Raw genomic sequence first — 15,263 nt, 5'->3', positions numbered from 1 at the left:
CTTCCCCCTCAGGCTTCCATCGTTTCGACGAGCGCGCGGCCTAGCCGGGCGGGACCGGGAAAATAGTCCCACTCCTGCGCATGCGGATAGGGCGTGTCCCAGCCGGTGACCCGCGCCACCGGCGCTTCCAGATGGTAGAAGCAGTTCTCCTGAACCAGCGCCGAAAGTTCGGCGCCGAAGCCGGATGTCAGCGTCGCCTCATGCACGACCACGCAGCGCCCGGTCTTGTTGACCGAGGCGACGATCGTCTCGAGATCCAGCGGCAGCAGTGTCCTCAGATCGATGATCTCGGCATCGATGCCGGTCTCCTCGGCTGCTGCTTGGGCGACATAGACCATCGTGCCGTAGGCAAGCACGGTAACTGCCGCACCAGGCCGCCGGATCACCGCCTTGCCGAGCGGCACCGTGTAGTGGCCATCGGCGACTTCGCCGAGCTGATGCTTCGACCATGGCGTCACCGGCCGCTCGTGATGACCGTCGAAGGGGCCGTTATACAGCCGCTTCGGCTCCAGGAAGATCACCGGGTCGGGATCCTCGATCGCTGCGATCAGCAGGCCCTTGGCGTCGTGCGGGTTCGACGGCACCACGACTTTCAGGCCGGAGACATGCGTGAACAGCGCCTCCGGGCTCTGGCTGTGGGTCTGGCCGCCGAAAATGCCGCCGCCGGTCGGCATTCTCACGACGATCGGGCAGGTGAAATCGCCGTTCGACCGGTAGCGCAGCCGCGCCGCTTCCGAGACGATCTGGTCATAGGCCGGATAAACATAGTCGGCAAACTGCACCTCGACACAAGGCTTCAGCCCGTAGGCCGCCATGCCGATGGCCGCGCCGACAATCCCGGATTCGCTGATCGGCGCATCGAAGCAGCGGCTCTTGCCGTATTTCGCCTGCAGGCCTTGCGTGCAGCGGAAGACGCCGCCGAAGAAGCCGACATCCTCGCCGAACACGATGACGCGTTCGTCGCGCGCCATCGACACGTCCATGGCGTCGCGGATCGCCTCGATCATGGTCCGCCGCGGCATGGTCAGACCCCGGCCTGTTGGCGCTGGCGCCTGAGATGCGGCGGCATCTCGGCATAGACGCCCTCGAACATATCGCGCGCCGAAGGCTTGCCGCCGGCATGCAGCGTGCCGTGGCGCTCGGCCTCCCGCTGCGCTGAAATCACCGTATCGAGGATTTCCGCCTCGGCCTGGGCGTGGCGTTCGTCAGACCAGACGCCGCGCTGGATGAGGTGGTTCTTCAGCCTGACGATCGGGTCGCCGAGCGGCCAGGCGTCGGACTCGGCCTTCGGCCTGTAGGCCGACGGGTCGTCGGAGCTCGAATGCGCGCCGACGCGGTAGGTGACGTATTCGACCAGCGTCGGCCCGAGATTGCTGCGCGCCCGTTCCGCCGCCCATTTGGCCACCGCATGGACGGCGAGATAGTCGTTGCCGTCGACGCGCAGCGACGGGATGCCGAAGCCGAGGCCACGGGCGGCAAAAGTACCGGAGCCACCGCGGGCGATGCCCTGGAAGGTCGAAATCGCCCACTGGTTGTTGACGACGTTAAGCACGACCGGCGCCTTGTAGGTCGAGGCGAACACCAGCGCCGAATGGAAGTCGGACTCGGCGGTCGAGCCGTCGCCGATCCAGGCGGCGGCGATCTTTGAATCGTTGCTGATTGCCGAGGCCATCGCCCAGCCGACCGCCTGGATGTACTGCGTCGCCAGATTGCCGGAGATCGAGAAGAAGCCGTGCTCCTTCGACGAATACATGATCGGCAATTGCCGCCCTTTCAGCGGATCGGCCTCGTTCGAATAGATCTGGTTCATCATCGTGACCATCGGGTAGCCGTCGGCGATGAGCAGGCCGGCCTGCCGATAGGTCGGAAAATTCATATCGCCCCGCGACAGCGCCTTGCGGAAGGCGCAGCTCACTGCCTCTTCGCCGAGATGCTGCATGTAGAAAGAGGTCTTGCCCTGGCGCTGCGCCATCTGCATGCGCGCATCGAAGCTGCGCAGCGTCATCATATGGCGCAGCCCCTCCAGCAACTCGTCGTCCGAAAGCAGCCCTGCCCACGGCCCGACCGCCTCGCCAGCGCGGTTGAGCACGCGGATGATCGAGAAGGCCAGATCGCGGATGTCGCGCGGGTCGACGTCGATCTTCGGGCGCGGCACCGAGCCAGCTTTTGGAATGCTCACATTGGAGAAATCCGGCGTCCCGCCCGGCCGCACTTCCGGTTCCGGAACATGGAAGCGCAACATTCCGGCATCGGCCATGATCTCGGTCCTCCACTGTTGCCCGGCCAGGATAGTTGCACACCGCCGGACCAGTGCCAATTCGTCGGGCGCGGCTTCGGGCCAACGACCGCGCCGGCCAGCACTCGTCAAGATGAAGATATGTCCGCGAAATTTCTTGTCGATCTTCCTCCGCCATGCGCAATTTGGCGAATGGTCCGGCCTGATCTGGCGCATGAGAAGGGATTCCTGCTGGCAAGATCCCTCTGTCGAGTTCCTTCGCGCCCCCCTCTGTCCGGCAGGATAGAGGGGGGCGCTGTCCCATAGGCGTCGCGATACAATCCCGCCAACCCTCCGTTCACCCTGCGCCCGCCTCGTGCTAATCAGCGCCCATGGCACAGAAGAAAGCATACGAAGTCGATGCATGGCTCGCGAAGCCGGATCCGCGCGTCTCGATCGTGCTGCTTTACGGTCCCGATCGCGGGCTGGTTGCCGAGCGGGCAAAGGCCTTTGCCGGCAAGACCGGCCTGCCGCTTGACGATCCGTTCTCAGTGGTCAGGCTGGACGGATCGGAAGTCGACCGCGACGAGGGCCGCCTGCTCGACGAGGCCCGCACCGTGCCGATGTTTTCGGAGCGGCGCCTGCTATGGGTGCGCAATGCCGGCGCCCAGAAGGCGCTTGCCGACGACGTCAAGGCGCTGACGTCGGAGCCCGCACGGGACGCCATCATCCTTATCGAGGCCGGCGACCTGAAGAAGGGCGTCGGCCTGCGCGCCGTGGTGGAGGCGGCGGATAATGCCATGGCATTGCCTTGCTATGCCGATGAAGCCAGGGATATCGATACGGTCATCGACGACGAACTGCGCAAGGCCGGCATGTCGATGACGCTGGAGGCCCGGCAGGCGCTGCGCCGCAATCTCGGCGGCGACCGGCTGGCCTCGCGCGGCGAGATCGAAAAGCTTGTGCTTTATGCGCATGGCCGGGCCGAAATCGGCCTTGACGACGTCAAGGCGACGTCTGGCGACGTCTCAGGCCTCTCCTTCGATACGGCGGTCGACGCCCTGCTCGAAGGCAGGATCGCCGACTTCGACACCGCCTTTACCCGCCATTGCCAGTCCGGCGGCCAGCCCTTCCTGGTGCTTTCATCGGCGATGCGGCAGCTGCAGACGATCCAGGCCATGCGCGGCCAGATGGACGCCGGCGGCCGCAATGCCGCTTCGGTCGTTGCCGCGGCGCGCCCGCCGGTTTTTTTCTCCCGGCGCAAGCTGGTGGAGAAAGCCCTCGAACGGTGGAGCAGCGAAGCGCTCGGCCGCGCACTCAACCGCCTGCAGACGGCGGTCCTGCAGACACGCCGGCGGCCGGATCTGTCGATCGCGCTGGCACGACAGGCCCTGCTCGGCATTGCCGTGGAGAGCGCAAGGCTGGCGCAGCGAGCCTGATCTCCCTCCTCGAGGGGGAGATTGACGGCTTCAGCGATTTCGCCAACCGCCAATGTCTCAAAGAGAAAACGGCCGACGCAATGGCTGGCCTTTATTGACTCACTTAGTCTACTTCATTTGCCGGCTAAATATCGCGATCTTTCAGCAGCCTACCTACTCCCGCTTCAGCCTTCGGCAAAGCTCGTCAAGCTGCTCCAGCGTCCGGTAAGCGACGCTGATCACGCCGCCGCGCTGGTTGTGCTCGATCGTGACGATCATGCCGATCGTATTGGTCATCAATTTTTCCAGCGCTAGCGTGTCGGCATCCTTTTGCGGCGGCGCTGCGGGCTGGCGCTTTGCCGCCGGCGCGCCGACCGGCATCTGCGCCAGCGCCTCGGCCTGGCGCACCGAAAGCCCCTCGTCGATGATCCGCTTGGCAAGCCCGGCCGGGTCCTCGGCGGTCACCAGGGTGCGGGCGTGGCCGGCCGAGAGCGCGCCGTCGACCAGCATGTCGCGAATGACGTCGGGCAGCTTGAGCAGCCTCAGCGTATTGGCGACATGGCTGCGGCTCTTGCCGATCACCTGGCCGAGATCGGCTTGTGTATAGCCGTGGTCGTCGATCAGCTGCTGGTAGCCCAGCGCCTCTTCGACCGGGTTGAGGTCGGTGCGCTGGACGTTTTCGATGATCGCCAGTTCGAGCGCCGTGCGATCGTTGACGTCGCGTACGATGATCGGGATTTCGGTCAGCCCGGCGCGTTGCGCCGCGCGCCAACGACGCTCGCCTGCGATGATCTCGTAACGGCCCGTTTGGGTTTTCGACGGCCGCGCCACCACCGGCTGCACCACGCCATGTTCGCGGATCGACTGGGCGAGGTCGGTCAGGTCGGCGTCGCCAAAATGCCGGCGCGGGTTTTTGGGATTGGGGCTGAGGAACTCGATCGGCACCTTGCCGTCGGCCGCCAGGCCCGGCTTTTCCGGTGCCGCCGGACGATCGATTTCGCCGATCAGGGCCGCCAGTCCCCGTCCCAGTCTTTTCCTCGAAGGGTCTTCGTTCATCATCCGTCCAGATCGTTTCGGTGTCGAATCGGCTTATTGTTTAGGCAGCACGCAATTTGCGCTCGCGGCGGATGACTTCCGAAGCAAGCTGCAGATAGGCCTGGCTGCCCGAGCATTTGAGGTCGTAGAGAATCGCCGGCTTGCCATAGGACGGCGCCTCGGAAACGCGGACATTGCGCGGGATGACGGTTTCATAGACCTTGTCGCCCATATGCGCCCGCACATCCTGCACCACCTGGTTGGCGAGATTGTTGCGCCCGTCGAACATGGTCAGCACGATGCCCTGGATCGTCAGGTCGGGGTTGATCGAGCGGCGCACCTGCTCGACCGTCTCCAAAAGCTGGCTCAGGCCCTCCAGCGCGAAAAACTCGCACTGCAGCGGCACCAGCACCGAATCGGCTGCAGCCATCGAATTCAGTGTCAGCAGGTTGAGCGACGGCGGGCAGTCGATCAGCACATAGCCGAAGTTGGCCGAGCGCTCGGCCGAAGCCCGTAGCGCGTTGCGCAGCCGCAGCACCCGATCCGGCGCCGAGGCGATTTCCATCTCGATGCCGAGCAGGTCGAGCGTCGACGGGACGATCGACAGGCCAGGCACCGCCGTCGGGATCGCCGCCGCTTCGAGATCGAGTTCGCCGGTCAGCACGTCATAGGACGAGACGGTGCGGTCGCGCCGGTCGATGCCAAGCCCGGTGCTGGCATTGCCCTGCGGGTCGAGATCGACGATCAGCACCTGTTCGCCTATGGCCGCCAGCGCGGTGGCCAGATTGATGGCAGTCGTCGTCTTGCCGACGCCGCCCTTCTGGTTGGCGACGGTGATGATTCGGGGGCCGTTCTTCATCATGGGTCTATGCCAGAAATTCATGCCAGAAATTCATTTGGGGTCGCCGGTCACAAGCCAGGATGCGGTCGCAAGTCGGATACTTCAAGAATGACGCCCTGCGCGTCGGTTGCACTGGCATGTTCTACCAGATCGAAAGACCATCGTTGAGCGCTTTCTGCCACTTCGGCGCGGTAATCCCGGCCTTTGTGAAACAGGCCATGCGACCCCTTGGTCAGCCACGGCGCCGTCAGGTCGAGCAAGTCGGGCAGCGAGGCGAGCGCCCTGGCTGTGACGATTTGCGGTGCAGGAACAAGAGGATAGCTATCGTCGATGCGGCGCGCGATGACCTTGGCGGGCAGATTGAACTGTCCGACGACCGTTTGCAGGAACGATGCTTTCTTCCGGTTGCTTTCAACAAGATCGATGCTGGCGCCTTCCCGCTCGGCGAGCAAAAATGCCAGCACGAGGCCGGGAAACCCGCCGCCCGAGCCGAGATCGACCCAGCGCTTCGCCTCTGGTTTGATTCGCGCCAGCTGCGCGCTGTCGAGGATGTGGCGGCGCCAGACATCGTCCTGCGTCGATTGCGCGGCGAGATTGATCCGGCGGTTCCATTTCTGGAAGACGGCCTCGAACGCGACCAGACGATCGAATGTTTCACGTGAAACCGGGCCTGCTGCCTCTTGCAGGTTTGCCCAGGACGCAGTGCTCACGCGACCTGCTTTCGCGCAGCCGCCTCGGCATTGCGCACATGCGCGACGATGATTGCCAGCGCCGCCGGCGTCATGCCCTCCATACGCTGCGCATCGGCAATGGAGCGCGGCTGGCGTGCCAGCATCTTCTGCTTCAACTCATTGGACAGGCCGGGAACAGAGGCAAAGTCGAGCGATTCGGGAATCAGCCTGCTCTCCTCATGCCTGATCTGCGAGACGTCAGCCTGCTGGCGGTCGAGATAGACAGAATATCTGGCTTCCGTTTCAAGACGTTCGGCCGTTTTGCTGTCGATCACCGCGAAAGCCGGCTCGATCCGCGCCAGCCAGGCGATGTCGACGCCAGGATAGGCCAGCAACTCATAGGCTGAGCGGCGGACGCCGTCCCGGTTGATTTCGAGCCCATGGCGCGCCGCCTCATTGGGGGTCATGGTGGTGCCGAGGGCGAGCTGTCGCGCTTTCTCAAGGTCTTGCACGACATTGTTGAACCGCTGCATCCGCTCCGGCGAGGCGATCCCCAGTCTCACAGCCAGCGGCGTCAGCCGCTCATCGGCGTTGTCGGCTCGCAAAGACAGCCGGAACTCGGCCCGCGAGGTGAACATGCGGTACGGTTCGGTGATGCCGCGGCTGGTCAAATCGTCGACCATCACCCCGATATAGGCTTCGGTGCGGCTGAGCACGATTTCATCGCTCGCCGAGGCCTTGCGCGCCGCGTTGAGGCCGGCGAGCAGTCCTTGCGCGCCGGCCTCCTCGTAGCCGGTGGTGCCGTTGATCTGGCCGGCGAGGAAAAGCCCGCCGATCCGCTTTGTCTCCAGCGTTGGCTTGAGCTCGCGCGGGTCGACATGGTCATACTCGATGGCATAGCCCGGCTGCAGCATGGTTGCCCGCTCCAGCCCCGGAATGGTCTTCAGCATGTCGAGCTGCACGTCCTCGGGCAGCGAGGTCGAAATGCCGTTCGGATACACCGTGTCGTCGTCCAGCCCTTCCGGCTCCAGAAAGATCTGGTGGCCTTCGCGGTCGCCGAACTTGACGATCTTGTCTTCGATCGACGGGCAATAACGCGGCCCGACGCCTTCGATTGACCCCGAATACATGGCCGACCGGCCGAGATTGGCGCGAATCAGCTCATGCGTGGCGTGGGTCGTTCGGGTGATGCCGCAGTGGATCTGCGGGTTTTCGATGCGCTCGGTGAGCAGCGAGAACGGCACGGGATCTTCGTCCGCCGCCTGGCTCTCCAGCGACGCCCAATCGATCGTCCTGCCGTCCAGCCGCGGCGGCGTGCCGGTCTTCAGCCGCCCGAGCTTGAAGCCGGCGCGGCTCATCGTCGCCGAGAGGCCGACGCTCGCCTGCTCGTTCATGCGGCCGGCGACAATCTTCTTCTCGCCAATATGGATCAGCCCGCGCAAGAAAGTGCCGGTCGTCAGCACCACGGCGCCGCAGGCGAGCCGGCGTCCATCCGCCAGCAGCACCGCCGCGATGCGCCCATTGTCGATTTCAAAATCGAGAACCTCGCCCTCGACCACATCGAGACCGGCCTGCTCGCGAATCGCCGCTTGCATGGCGAGGCGATAGAGCTTTCTGTCGGCTTGCGTTCGCGGACCACGCACCGCCGGCCCTTTGCGGCGGTTGAGCAGCCGGAACTGGATGCCGGCCGCATCGGCAACGCGCCCCATCAGCCCGTCCATGGCGTCGATCTCGCGAACCAGATGGCCCTTGCCGAGGCCGCCGATCGCCGGATTGCAGGACATCACGCCGATCGTGTCGAAGCGCAGCGTCACCAGCGCCGTTCTGGCGCCAGCCCGCGCAGCGGCGCTTGCAGCCTCGCACCCAGCATGGCCGCCGCCCACCACAACCACATCGTAGCGATTGGTCATTTGTATATTCCGATTCAAATCTGCCGACACATGTGCCCACAGCCACATGCTGTCAAGAACACTGCTCGTTTCACGTGAAACAATGTAGCGGTATCAGCGCCTGGTGTTTCACGTGAGTCACGGCGTTGGTGCCTTCGGTGGCGCAGAACATCGGCGGGACGGGGAAGGAGCGCCGTCGCTCGCCTTCCGTCACGGATGCTTGCAATGTTTCACGTGAGTCATTTGCCGATACAGAACTGCGAAAAGATAACGTCCAGCATATCCTCGACATCGACCGCCCCGACGATCCGTCCAAGCCGATCCGCTGCCAGGCGCAGTTCCTCGGCCCGTAGCTCCTGCCCGCGATGACCACTGACCACTGCTGCGACCAGGAAGCGTTTCGTCTCGTTGAGCAACTCGACGTGCCGCAGCCGCGACGGCAGGATATCGCCGGCCTTGCCGATCTGCGCTGCGGCACGACGCCCGATCTCGTCCAGCAATTCGGCCAGACCCGTGCCGTCCCGCGTCGAGATGGCGAAATCATAGTGCGCCGTGGGCGAGGGTGACTTGCCCCCCAACAGGTCAATTTTTGTTCCGACCCTCAGCGCCGGCATGTCGCCCGGCCGCATACCGATCGCGACTGGCTCCGCCAGATCCTCCAGCAGCAGCAGCAGATCAGCGCTGTGCGCCTTGGTCCTGGCCTTCTCTATGCCAATCGCCTCGATCTTGCCGGGCGCCTCGCGCAGACCGGCGGTGTCGGTTACCCTGACCCGCACCCCTTCCAGGTCCAGCACCACTTCTAGCAGGTCGCGGGTCGTGCCGGGCTCGTCGGTGACGATGGCCGCTTCGCGCCGCGCCAAAGCGTTGAACAGGCTGGACTTGCCGGCATTCGGCGCGCCAAGGATCACGACTTCGAATCCGTCGCGGATGATTTCGGCGGCACGAAAGCCGGCGACATGGCGCTCGATTTCGTCGATCATGGCCTGAACATCGGACCAGACCGTATCGGCGACCGAACCCGGCACGTCGTCCTCGTCGGCAAAATCGATCTCGGCCTCGATCATCGCCCGAGCGTGGATCAGCCGTCGGCGCCAGCCCAGATAGAGTTCGCTCTGCACGCCCTGAGCGTTGTGAACGGCAAAGCGCCGCTGCGCTTCGGTCTCGGCGTTGATGAGATCGGCCAGCGCCTCGGTCTCGACCAGATCGAGCTTGCCGCTGAGAAAGGCACGGCGGGTGAATTCACCAGGCTCGGCGTGCCTGACGCCGTCGAAGGAGGCGATGGTTTCCAGCATCCTCGCCACGACGGCGCGTCCGCCATGCACATGGAACTCGGCGACGTCCTCGCCGGTGAAACTGTCGGGCCCGGCAAAGAAGACGACCAGGCCGCTGTCCAGCACCGATCCGTCGGGCGCCCGGAGCTTGCGATAGGCGGCCACGCGGTTCGGCACGGTCGATCCGGAAATCGTTTCGACAACGAATCGACTCTGCGGCCCGGAAATCCGAATCACCGCAATGCCGGCCGGCAGGCGCCCGCTCGACAGCGCTACAATGGAGTCTTTCAAAATCATTTGCCCGCTCTGCCGAAGCGCCCTAGCTATGCCTGTTCAATCCGCCTTCGAGTAGCGCCGTGACCTTGCCTGCACAAAACTTGCTTGCCGAAGAGGCCAGCCCCTATCTGCAGCAGCACAGCGGCAATCCGGTGCACTGGCGGCCATGGTCGCCCGCCGCTCTGGCCGAAGCAAAGGCGCTGCAGCGCCCGATCCTGCTCTCTGTCGGCTACGCCGCGTGCCATTGGTGCCACGTCATGGCGCATGAGAGCTTCGAGAACGACGACGTCGCCGCCGTCATGAACCGTCTCTTCGTCAATATCAAGGTCGACCGCGAGGAGCGCCCCGACATCGACCAGATCTATATGGCGGCATTGTCCTCGATGGGCGAGCAAGGCGGCTGGCCGCTGACCATGTTCCTGACCCCGGATGGCAAGCCGTTCTGGGGCGGCACTTACTTTCCGCGCGAGGCCCGCTACGGCCGGCCGGGCTTTGTCCAGGTGCTGGAGGCGGTTGACAAGGCTTGGCGGGAGAAGAAAGAAAGCGTTAACCAAAGTGCCGACGGCTTGAGCACGCATGTCGAGACGCGGCTGGCGGGCAGCCATGCCAAGGCCGTGCTCGACCGCGGCATGCTGGCAAAGTTCGCCAACGGCATTGACGGCATGATCGACCGCGAGCTGGGCGGCCTGCGCGGCGCGCCGAAATTCCCCAACGCGCCGTTCATGCAGAGCCTCTGGTTGTGCTGGCTGCGCGACGGCACCGCATCCCACCGCGACGCCGTTCTCCTCAGCCTCGAAAAGATGCTGGCCGGCGGCATCTACGACCATATTGGCGGCGGCCTCAGCCGCTACTCGACCGACGCCGAATGGCTGGTGCCGCATTTCGAAAAGATGCTCTACGACAATGCCCAGCTCATCCGCTTGTGCAACTGGGCCTATGCGTCAACCGGCAAGGAATTATTCCGGCTGCGAATCGAAGAGACGATTGCCTGGCTGTTGCGCGAAATGCGGGTCGAGGACGGTGCCTTTGCCGCCAGCCTCGATGCCGATAGCGAGGGCGAGGAGGGGTTGTTCTACACCTGGAGCAGGGATGAAATCGAGACCGTCCTTGGCTACGAATCAGCCTTGTTTTTCAAATACTTCACACTTGCCGATCCGCATGGCTGGGAAGGCAAGCCGATCATCCACCAAACCGAAGCCCAGCAAATACAAAGCGTCGTCGATCGTGACCTCCTGGTTCCGCTCAAGCAAAGGCTGCTGGCAGCGAGGGAACAGCGCGTTCGGCCCGGGCGTGACGGCAAGGCCCTGACCGACTGGAACGGCTTGACGATCGCAGCCCTTGCCGAGGCCGGACGATCGCTTGGCCGATCCGACTGGATCGAAGCGGCGGAAGCGGCCTTTGCCGCCATTGCGGGCGCCGCCCGCGACGCCCGTCTGCCGCATTCCATGCTCGGGGAGAAGAAATTGTTTCCCGCGCTGTCGAGCGACTATGCCGCCATGGCCAATGCCGCCATCTCACTGCTCGAGGCGACCGGCAATCCCGACTATATCGATCGCGCCGGGAACTTCATTGAGCAACTCGATCTCTGGCACCGGGACAGCGACAAGACCGGCTACTATCTGACCGCGTCGGACAGCGCGGATGTGCCGATCCGCATCCGCGGCGATGTCGACGAAGCCATTCCTTCCGCTACCGGCCAGATCATAGAAGCCCTGGTCCGATTGTCGTCGCTTTTGGGCGATCTCGATCTCTGGGAAAAAGCCTGGACGGTCGCCGAGCATGCGGCCGGGCGGGCTGAGCACCAGGGCTATGGCCAAGCGGGTACAGTCAATGCCTGTACCTTGGCGTTCGAGCCGTTGAAGTTGGTGATCGTGGAGAGATCTGAGAATCCAAGGCTTGTTCCGGTTGCGAATCGAAATCCGGACCCGCGCCGGGTGGACATCGTGGTGCCTGTCGGCTCGGCGACAAACCTGCCGACGCTGCCAGGCGGCGTCCTGCCACCAACCGAAAAGCCCGGCGCCTGGCTGTGCACCGGGCAGGTCTGCCTGCCGGTGATAACGGAAGCTGAGGAGCTGGAACGGATGCTGCGGCGGTGATGGACCTGGCGCTCCGTCCCTTCTCCCTTGTGGGAGAAGGTGGATTGGCGCGCAGCGCCGAGACGGATGAGGGGTGTTGGACGGAGTGCCGTCGTTGCCAAGCTGGAGCACCCGTCATCCGACCGAGCTTGGCTCGCCACCTGCTGCTCCCACACGGGAGAAGGGAAGGCCCGCAACCCTACGTATTCATCGAATCGAAGAAATCCGCATTGGTCTTGGTCTGCTTGAGCTTGTCGATCAGGAACTCGATAGCGTCGGTTGTTCCCATCGGCGCCAGGATGCGGCGCAGCACGAAGATCTTCTGCAGGTCCTGGCGCGGAACCAGAAGGTCCTCCTTGCGGGTGCCGGACTTGAGGATGTCCATGGCCGGGTAGATACGCTTGTCCGCGACCTTGCGGTCGAGCACGATTTCCGAATTGCCGGTGCCCTTGAACTCTTCGAAGATGACTTCGTCCATGCGGCTGCCGGTGTCTATCAGCGCGGTGGCGATGATGGTCAGCGAACCGCCTTCCTCGATATTGCGGGCAGCACCGAAGAAGCGCTTCGGCCGCTGCAGCGCGTTGGCGTCGACACCGCCGGTCAGCACCTTGCCGGATGACGGCACGACGGTGTTGTAGGCGCGGCCGAGGCGGGTGATCGAATCCAGCAGGATGACGACGTCGCGGCCGTGCTCGACGAGGCGCTTGGCCTTCTCGATGACCATTTCGGCAACCTGGACGTGGCGAACCGCCGGCTCGTCGAAGGTCGAGGAGACGACCTCGCCCTTCACCGAGCGCTGCATGTCGGTGACTTCCTCCGGCCGCTCGTCGATCAGAAGCACGATCAGGTAGCATTCCGGGTGGTTGGTAGTGATCGAATGGGCGATGTTCTGCAACAGCACCGTCTTGCCGGTGCGCGGCTGCGCCACGATCAGGGCGCGCTGGCCCTTGCCGAGCGGCGCCACCAGGTCGATGACGCGCGCCGAAATATCCTTGGAGGTCGGAACCTCCATCTCCATCTTCAGCCGCGAGGTCGGATAAAGCGGCGTCAGATTGTCGAAATGGATCTTGTGGCGGATTTTTTCAGGGTCGTCGAAATTGATCGTGTTGACCTTGAGCAGCGCAAAATAGCGCTCGCCCTCTTTCGGGCTGCGGATCGGCCCTTCGACCGTATCGCCGGTCTTCAGTGAGAATCGCCGGATCTGCGAGGGTGAAATATAGATGTCGTCGGGACCTGGCAAATAGTTGGCGTTGGCGGAGCGCAGGAAGCCAAAACCGTCCTGCAGCACTTCGACGACGCCGTCGCCGATGATCTCGATATCCTGGGTCGCCAGTCTCTTCAGGATCGCGAACATCAGCTCCTGCTTGCGCATGACGCTGGCGTTCTCGACCTCGAGCGATTCCGCATAAGCGATCAGCTCTGGTGGTTTCTTGTTCTTGAACTCTGTGAGCTTCATTTCTTGCATCATTAGACGGACTCTGAGTAAGCTTTGGGAAAAATATCGGCGGGATGCGACAAATGCCGGGCGCGGCCGAAGCGATAAATGGGCGGCGCATGACGGGAAGGAAGACCCGTCTTTTATCGTCGGTCGGTTGAAAGAGCAAGCCGCCTTTTGCGGGCAACCGAGGACGTCAGAACGGTTTTACGATAACCAGGACGACGATGACGATCATCAGCAATGTAGGGATCTCATTGACGATCCGCCAGTGCCTTGCCGATTTTTCATTGCGGTCTTCGGCAAATTTGCGGACGGCGCCGGCGAGATAGCCATGCGCGGCCGACAGACCAACCACCGCAGCGATCTTGGCATGCAGCCAGCCGCCCTGAAAACCAAAGCCTTTCCAGGCGAGCCACAGGCCGAATGCCCAGGTAATCACCATTGCCGGATTGATGATGCCGCGCAGCAGGCGGCGCTCCATCACCTTGAAGGTCTCCGACTGGACGGAGCCTTTTTCGGCATCGGCATGATAGACCAGCAAGCGCGGCAGATAGAGGATGCCCGCCATCCAGGAGATGACGGCAATCACATGGATCGCCTTCGCCCACGGATAGAAATCATCGGGCCCGAAGAAAAACAGCAGCCCGGCCAGCACCAGGAAGATGGCGATCGCAATTGCCGCGCGGTGCATCGCCCCTCGACCGCTGTTCGCGTTGTCTGCGCCCATCATCGTCACGATGCGCTCCGCACCAGTTTCACCATCTGCTCGACATGCGCCAGCGGCGTCTCCGGCGTGATGCCGTGGCCGAGGTTGAAGATCAGTGGTCCGTCGCCCAGCGCCTTCAGGATCGCCGCTACGCCGTCGGCAAGCGCCTTGCCGCCGGCTACAAGCCTCAGCGGATCGAGATTGCCCTGCACGGCGCCGTCGCGCTGCAATTCCTTCGCCGTCGACAAGGGCACAGTCCAGTCGAGGCCCAACCCGGTCACGCCGGTCTGCTGGCGATAGCTTCGATAGTGGTCTCCCGCGCCCTTGGGAAAGCCGATGATCGGAACGTTGGGATGGACAGCATTCACTTGCCGGACGATCTCGGCCACCGGCTCGACGCAGAACAATCCGAAAGACGCTTCGTCGAGCACGCCTGACCACGAATCGAAGATCTGCACGACATCGGCGCCGGCTTCGATCTGGCGGATCAGATAGGCAGCCGAATGATCGGCGAGCACCTTCAGCAACCGAAGAAAGGCCGCCGGCTCGCGATAGGCGAACAGCCTGGCCGGCGCCTGGTCGGGCGTTCCGTGGCCGGCAATCATGTAGGTCGCCACTGTCCAGGGCGCACCGCAGAAGCCGATCAGCGTCGTTTCATCGGGCAGTCTGGCGCGCAATCGCCGCACCGTCTCGTAGACCGGCTCGAGATTCACGTGAAACGTTTCGCCGTCGAGAGCCTCGATCTCCACAGCCGTGATCGGCGTCAGCAGCGGGCCGCGTCCTTCCTCGAAGCGCACGTCGCGGCCGAGCGCATGCGGAACGACAAGGATGTCGGAAAACAGGATCGATGCATCGAAGCCGAAGCGTTCGATCGGCTGCAGCGTCACTTCGACGGCGAGATCCGGGTCGTAGCAAAGATCGAGGAAGGATCCGGCCCGTCTCCTCGTCTCCCGGTATTCCGGCAGATAGCGGCCGGCCTGGCGCATCATCCAGAGCGGTGGCGGAAACGCCGCCTTGCCTCTCAACACGTCCAGCACGATCCGGTCTTGAGGCATTGAGCGCTCGCCTTTCCAGGCTTCCCTATAATTAAATATTCTATTTTTAGGAATCTTATGATTCTAAGAGTCTGTTGGTTGTGGTGGTTGTCTCCTGTCCCGCTTTGCCCTCGAAAAGACCAGCCAGCATATTGTCGCGCGCTTCTCCAACGGGATTGCAGGACTTTGTGGAAAGTCGGGAATTTACGACTGGAGTCAATGCGTTGCCGCCAGGCCAGGGAAATTGCCCCTGTGGATGAAGCGAAGGCAAAAAGCTCCGTCCCCGGACTTGTCCCCAACCGCCCGGAGAAGCCGACAGCACATCGAATTGTGGACAAACCGCCATCTGATACAGTCGCTTTGCGGTGGCCGAGTTTCCCGCCCGGCTTATCCA

12 protein-coding genes are annotated in these 15,263 nt (G+C 63.4%); 2 read left to right on the top strand and 10 right to left on the bottom strand.

From position 1 onward, the window contains the following. Positions 1-8: 8 nt before the first annotated feature. On the bottom strand, positions 9-1,022 hold the full coding sequence (locus NKH42_RS10710; protein ID WP_352701186.1) for an alpha-ketoacid dehydrogenase subunit beta: 1,014 nt from the start codon (positions 1,020-1,022) through the stop codon (positions 9-11). Positions 1,023-1,024: 2 nt separating this feature from the next. After that, a complete protein-coding gene (locus tag NKH42_RS10705; RefSeq protein ID WP_254817940.1) occupies positions 1,025-2,257 on the bottom strand; it encodes a 3-methyl-2-oxobutanoate dehydrogenase (2-methylpropanoyl-transferring) subunit alpha in 1,233 nt (410 codons plus the stop codon). A gap of 350 nt (positions 2,258-2,607) precedes the next feature. Here NKH42_RS10705 and holA point away from each other — a divergent pair, with 350 nt between their 5' ends. Continuing rightward, positions 2,608-3,654: a DNA polymerase III subunit delta gene (holA, locus tag NKH42_RS10700; RefSeq protein WP_352751414.1), complete on the top strand. Its 1,047-nt coding sequence runs from the start codon at positions 2,608-2,610 to the stop codon at positions 3,652-3,654. Positions 3,655-3,807: 153 nt separating this feature from the next. Here the strand turns inward: holA and NKH42_RS10695 are convergent, their stop codons facing one another. The 5 genes from NKH42_RS10695 to mnmE form a co-directional block, all read right to left on the bottom strand. After that, positions 3,808-4,689 carry a ParB/RepB/Spo0J family partition protein gene (locus tag NKH42_RS10695; protein ID WP_352508594.1) on the bottom strand — a complete coding sequence of 294 codons (882 nt, stop codon included), beginning with the start codon at positions 4,687-4,689 and terminating at the stop codon, positions 3,808-3,810. Positions 4,690-4,729: 40 nt separating this feature from the next. Continuing rightward, positions 4,730-5,530 (bottom strand): ParA family protein, encoded by an 801-nt coding sequence (locus NKH42_RS10690; RefSeq protein ID WP_084642633.1) that lies wholly within the window; start codon positions 5,528-5,530, stop codon positions 4,730-4,732. Between the two features lie 47 nt (positions 5,531-5,577). Beyond that, positions 5,578-6,219 (bottom strand): 16S rRNA (guanine(527)-N(7))-methyltransferase RsmG, encoded by a 642-nt coding sequence (rsmG, locus tag NKH42_RS10685; protein ID WP_352508595.1) that lies wholly within the window; start codon positions 6,217-6,219, stop codon positions 5,578-5,580. Beyond that, positions 6,216-8,090, bottom strand: coding sequence for a tRNA uridine-5-carboxymethylaminomethyl(34) synthesis enzyme MnmG (gene mnmG, locus NKH42_RS10680; protein WP_352974070.1), 1,875 nt, complete (start codon positions 8,088-8,090; stop codon positions 6,216-6,218). The genes rsmG and mnmG overlap by 4 nt, the downstream gene beginning before the upstream one ends. A gap of 218 nt (positions 8,091-8,308) precedes the next feature. Next, entirely contained in the window at positions 8,309-9,637 is a 1,329-nt protein-coding gene (gene mnmE, locus NKH42_RS10675) for a tRNA uridine-5-carboxymethylaminomethyl(34) synthesis GTPase MnmE (RefSeq protein WP_352508597.1), read from the bottom strand. A 59-nt stretch (positions 9,638-9,696) separates the two neighbouring features. Between mnmE and NKH42_RS10670 the strand changes: the two genes are divergently transcribed. Next, positions 9,697-11,712 (top strand): thioredoxin domain-containing protein, encoded by a 2,016-nt coding sequence (locus tag NKH42_RS10670; protein ID WP_352508598.1) that lies wholly within the window; start codon positions 9,697-9,699, stop codon positions 11,710-11,712. Between the two features lie 178 nt (positions 11,713-11,890). Here NKH42_RS10670 and rho read toward each other — a convergent pair whose 3' ends face one another. The 3 genes from rho to hemE all read right to left on the bottom strand — a co-directional run bounded on the left by rho (position 11,891) and on the right by hemE (position 14,890). Continuing rightward, positions 11,891-13,156 (bottom strand): transcription termination factor Rho, encoded by a 1,266-nt coding sequence (gene rho / locus NKH42_RS10665; RefSeq protein ID WP_023675925.1) that lies wholly within the window; start codon positions 13,154-13,156, stop codon positions 11,891-11,893. 166 nt (positions 13,157-13,322) lie between these two features. Beyond that, positions 13,323-13,859 carry a protoporphyrinogen oxidase HemJ gene (hemJ, locus tag NKH42_RS10660; protein WP_352508626.1) on the bottom strand — a complete coding sequence of 179 codons (537 nt, stop codon included), beginning with the start codon at positions 13,857-13,859 and terminating at the stop codon, positions 13,323-13,325. A 2-nt stretch (positions 13,860-13,861) separates the two neighbouring features. Continuing rightward, positions 13,862-14,890 (bottom strand): uroporphyrinogen decarboxylase, encoded by a 1,029-nt coding sequence (gene hemE, locus NKH42_RS10655; RefSeq protein WP_352751413.1) that lies wholly within the window; start codon positions 14,888-14,890, stop codon positions 13,862-13,864. Between the last annotated feature and the right edge of the window lie 373 nt (positions 14,891-15,263).

It is taken from the genome of Mesorhizobium sp. M1142, from assembly GCF_040318565.1.
Classification (GTDB): Bacteria; Pseudomonadota; Alphaproteobacteria; order Rhizobiales; family Rhizobiaceae; genus Mesorhizobium.
Note: the sequence above shows the minus strand (reverse complement) of the source record. Positions and strands in the feature narration are given on the sequence as shown.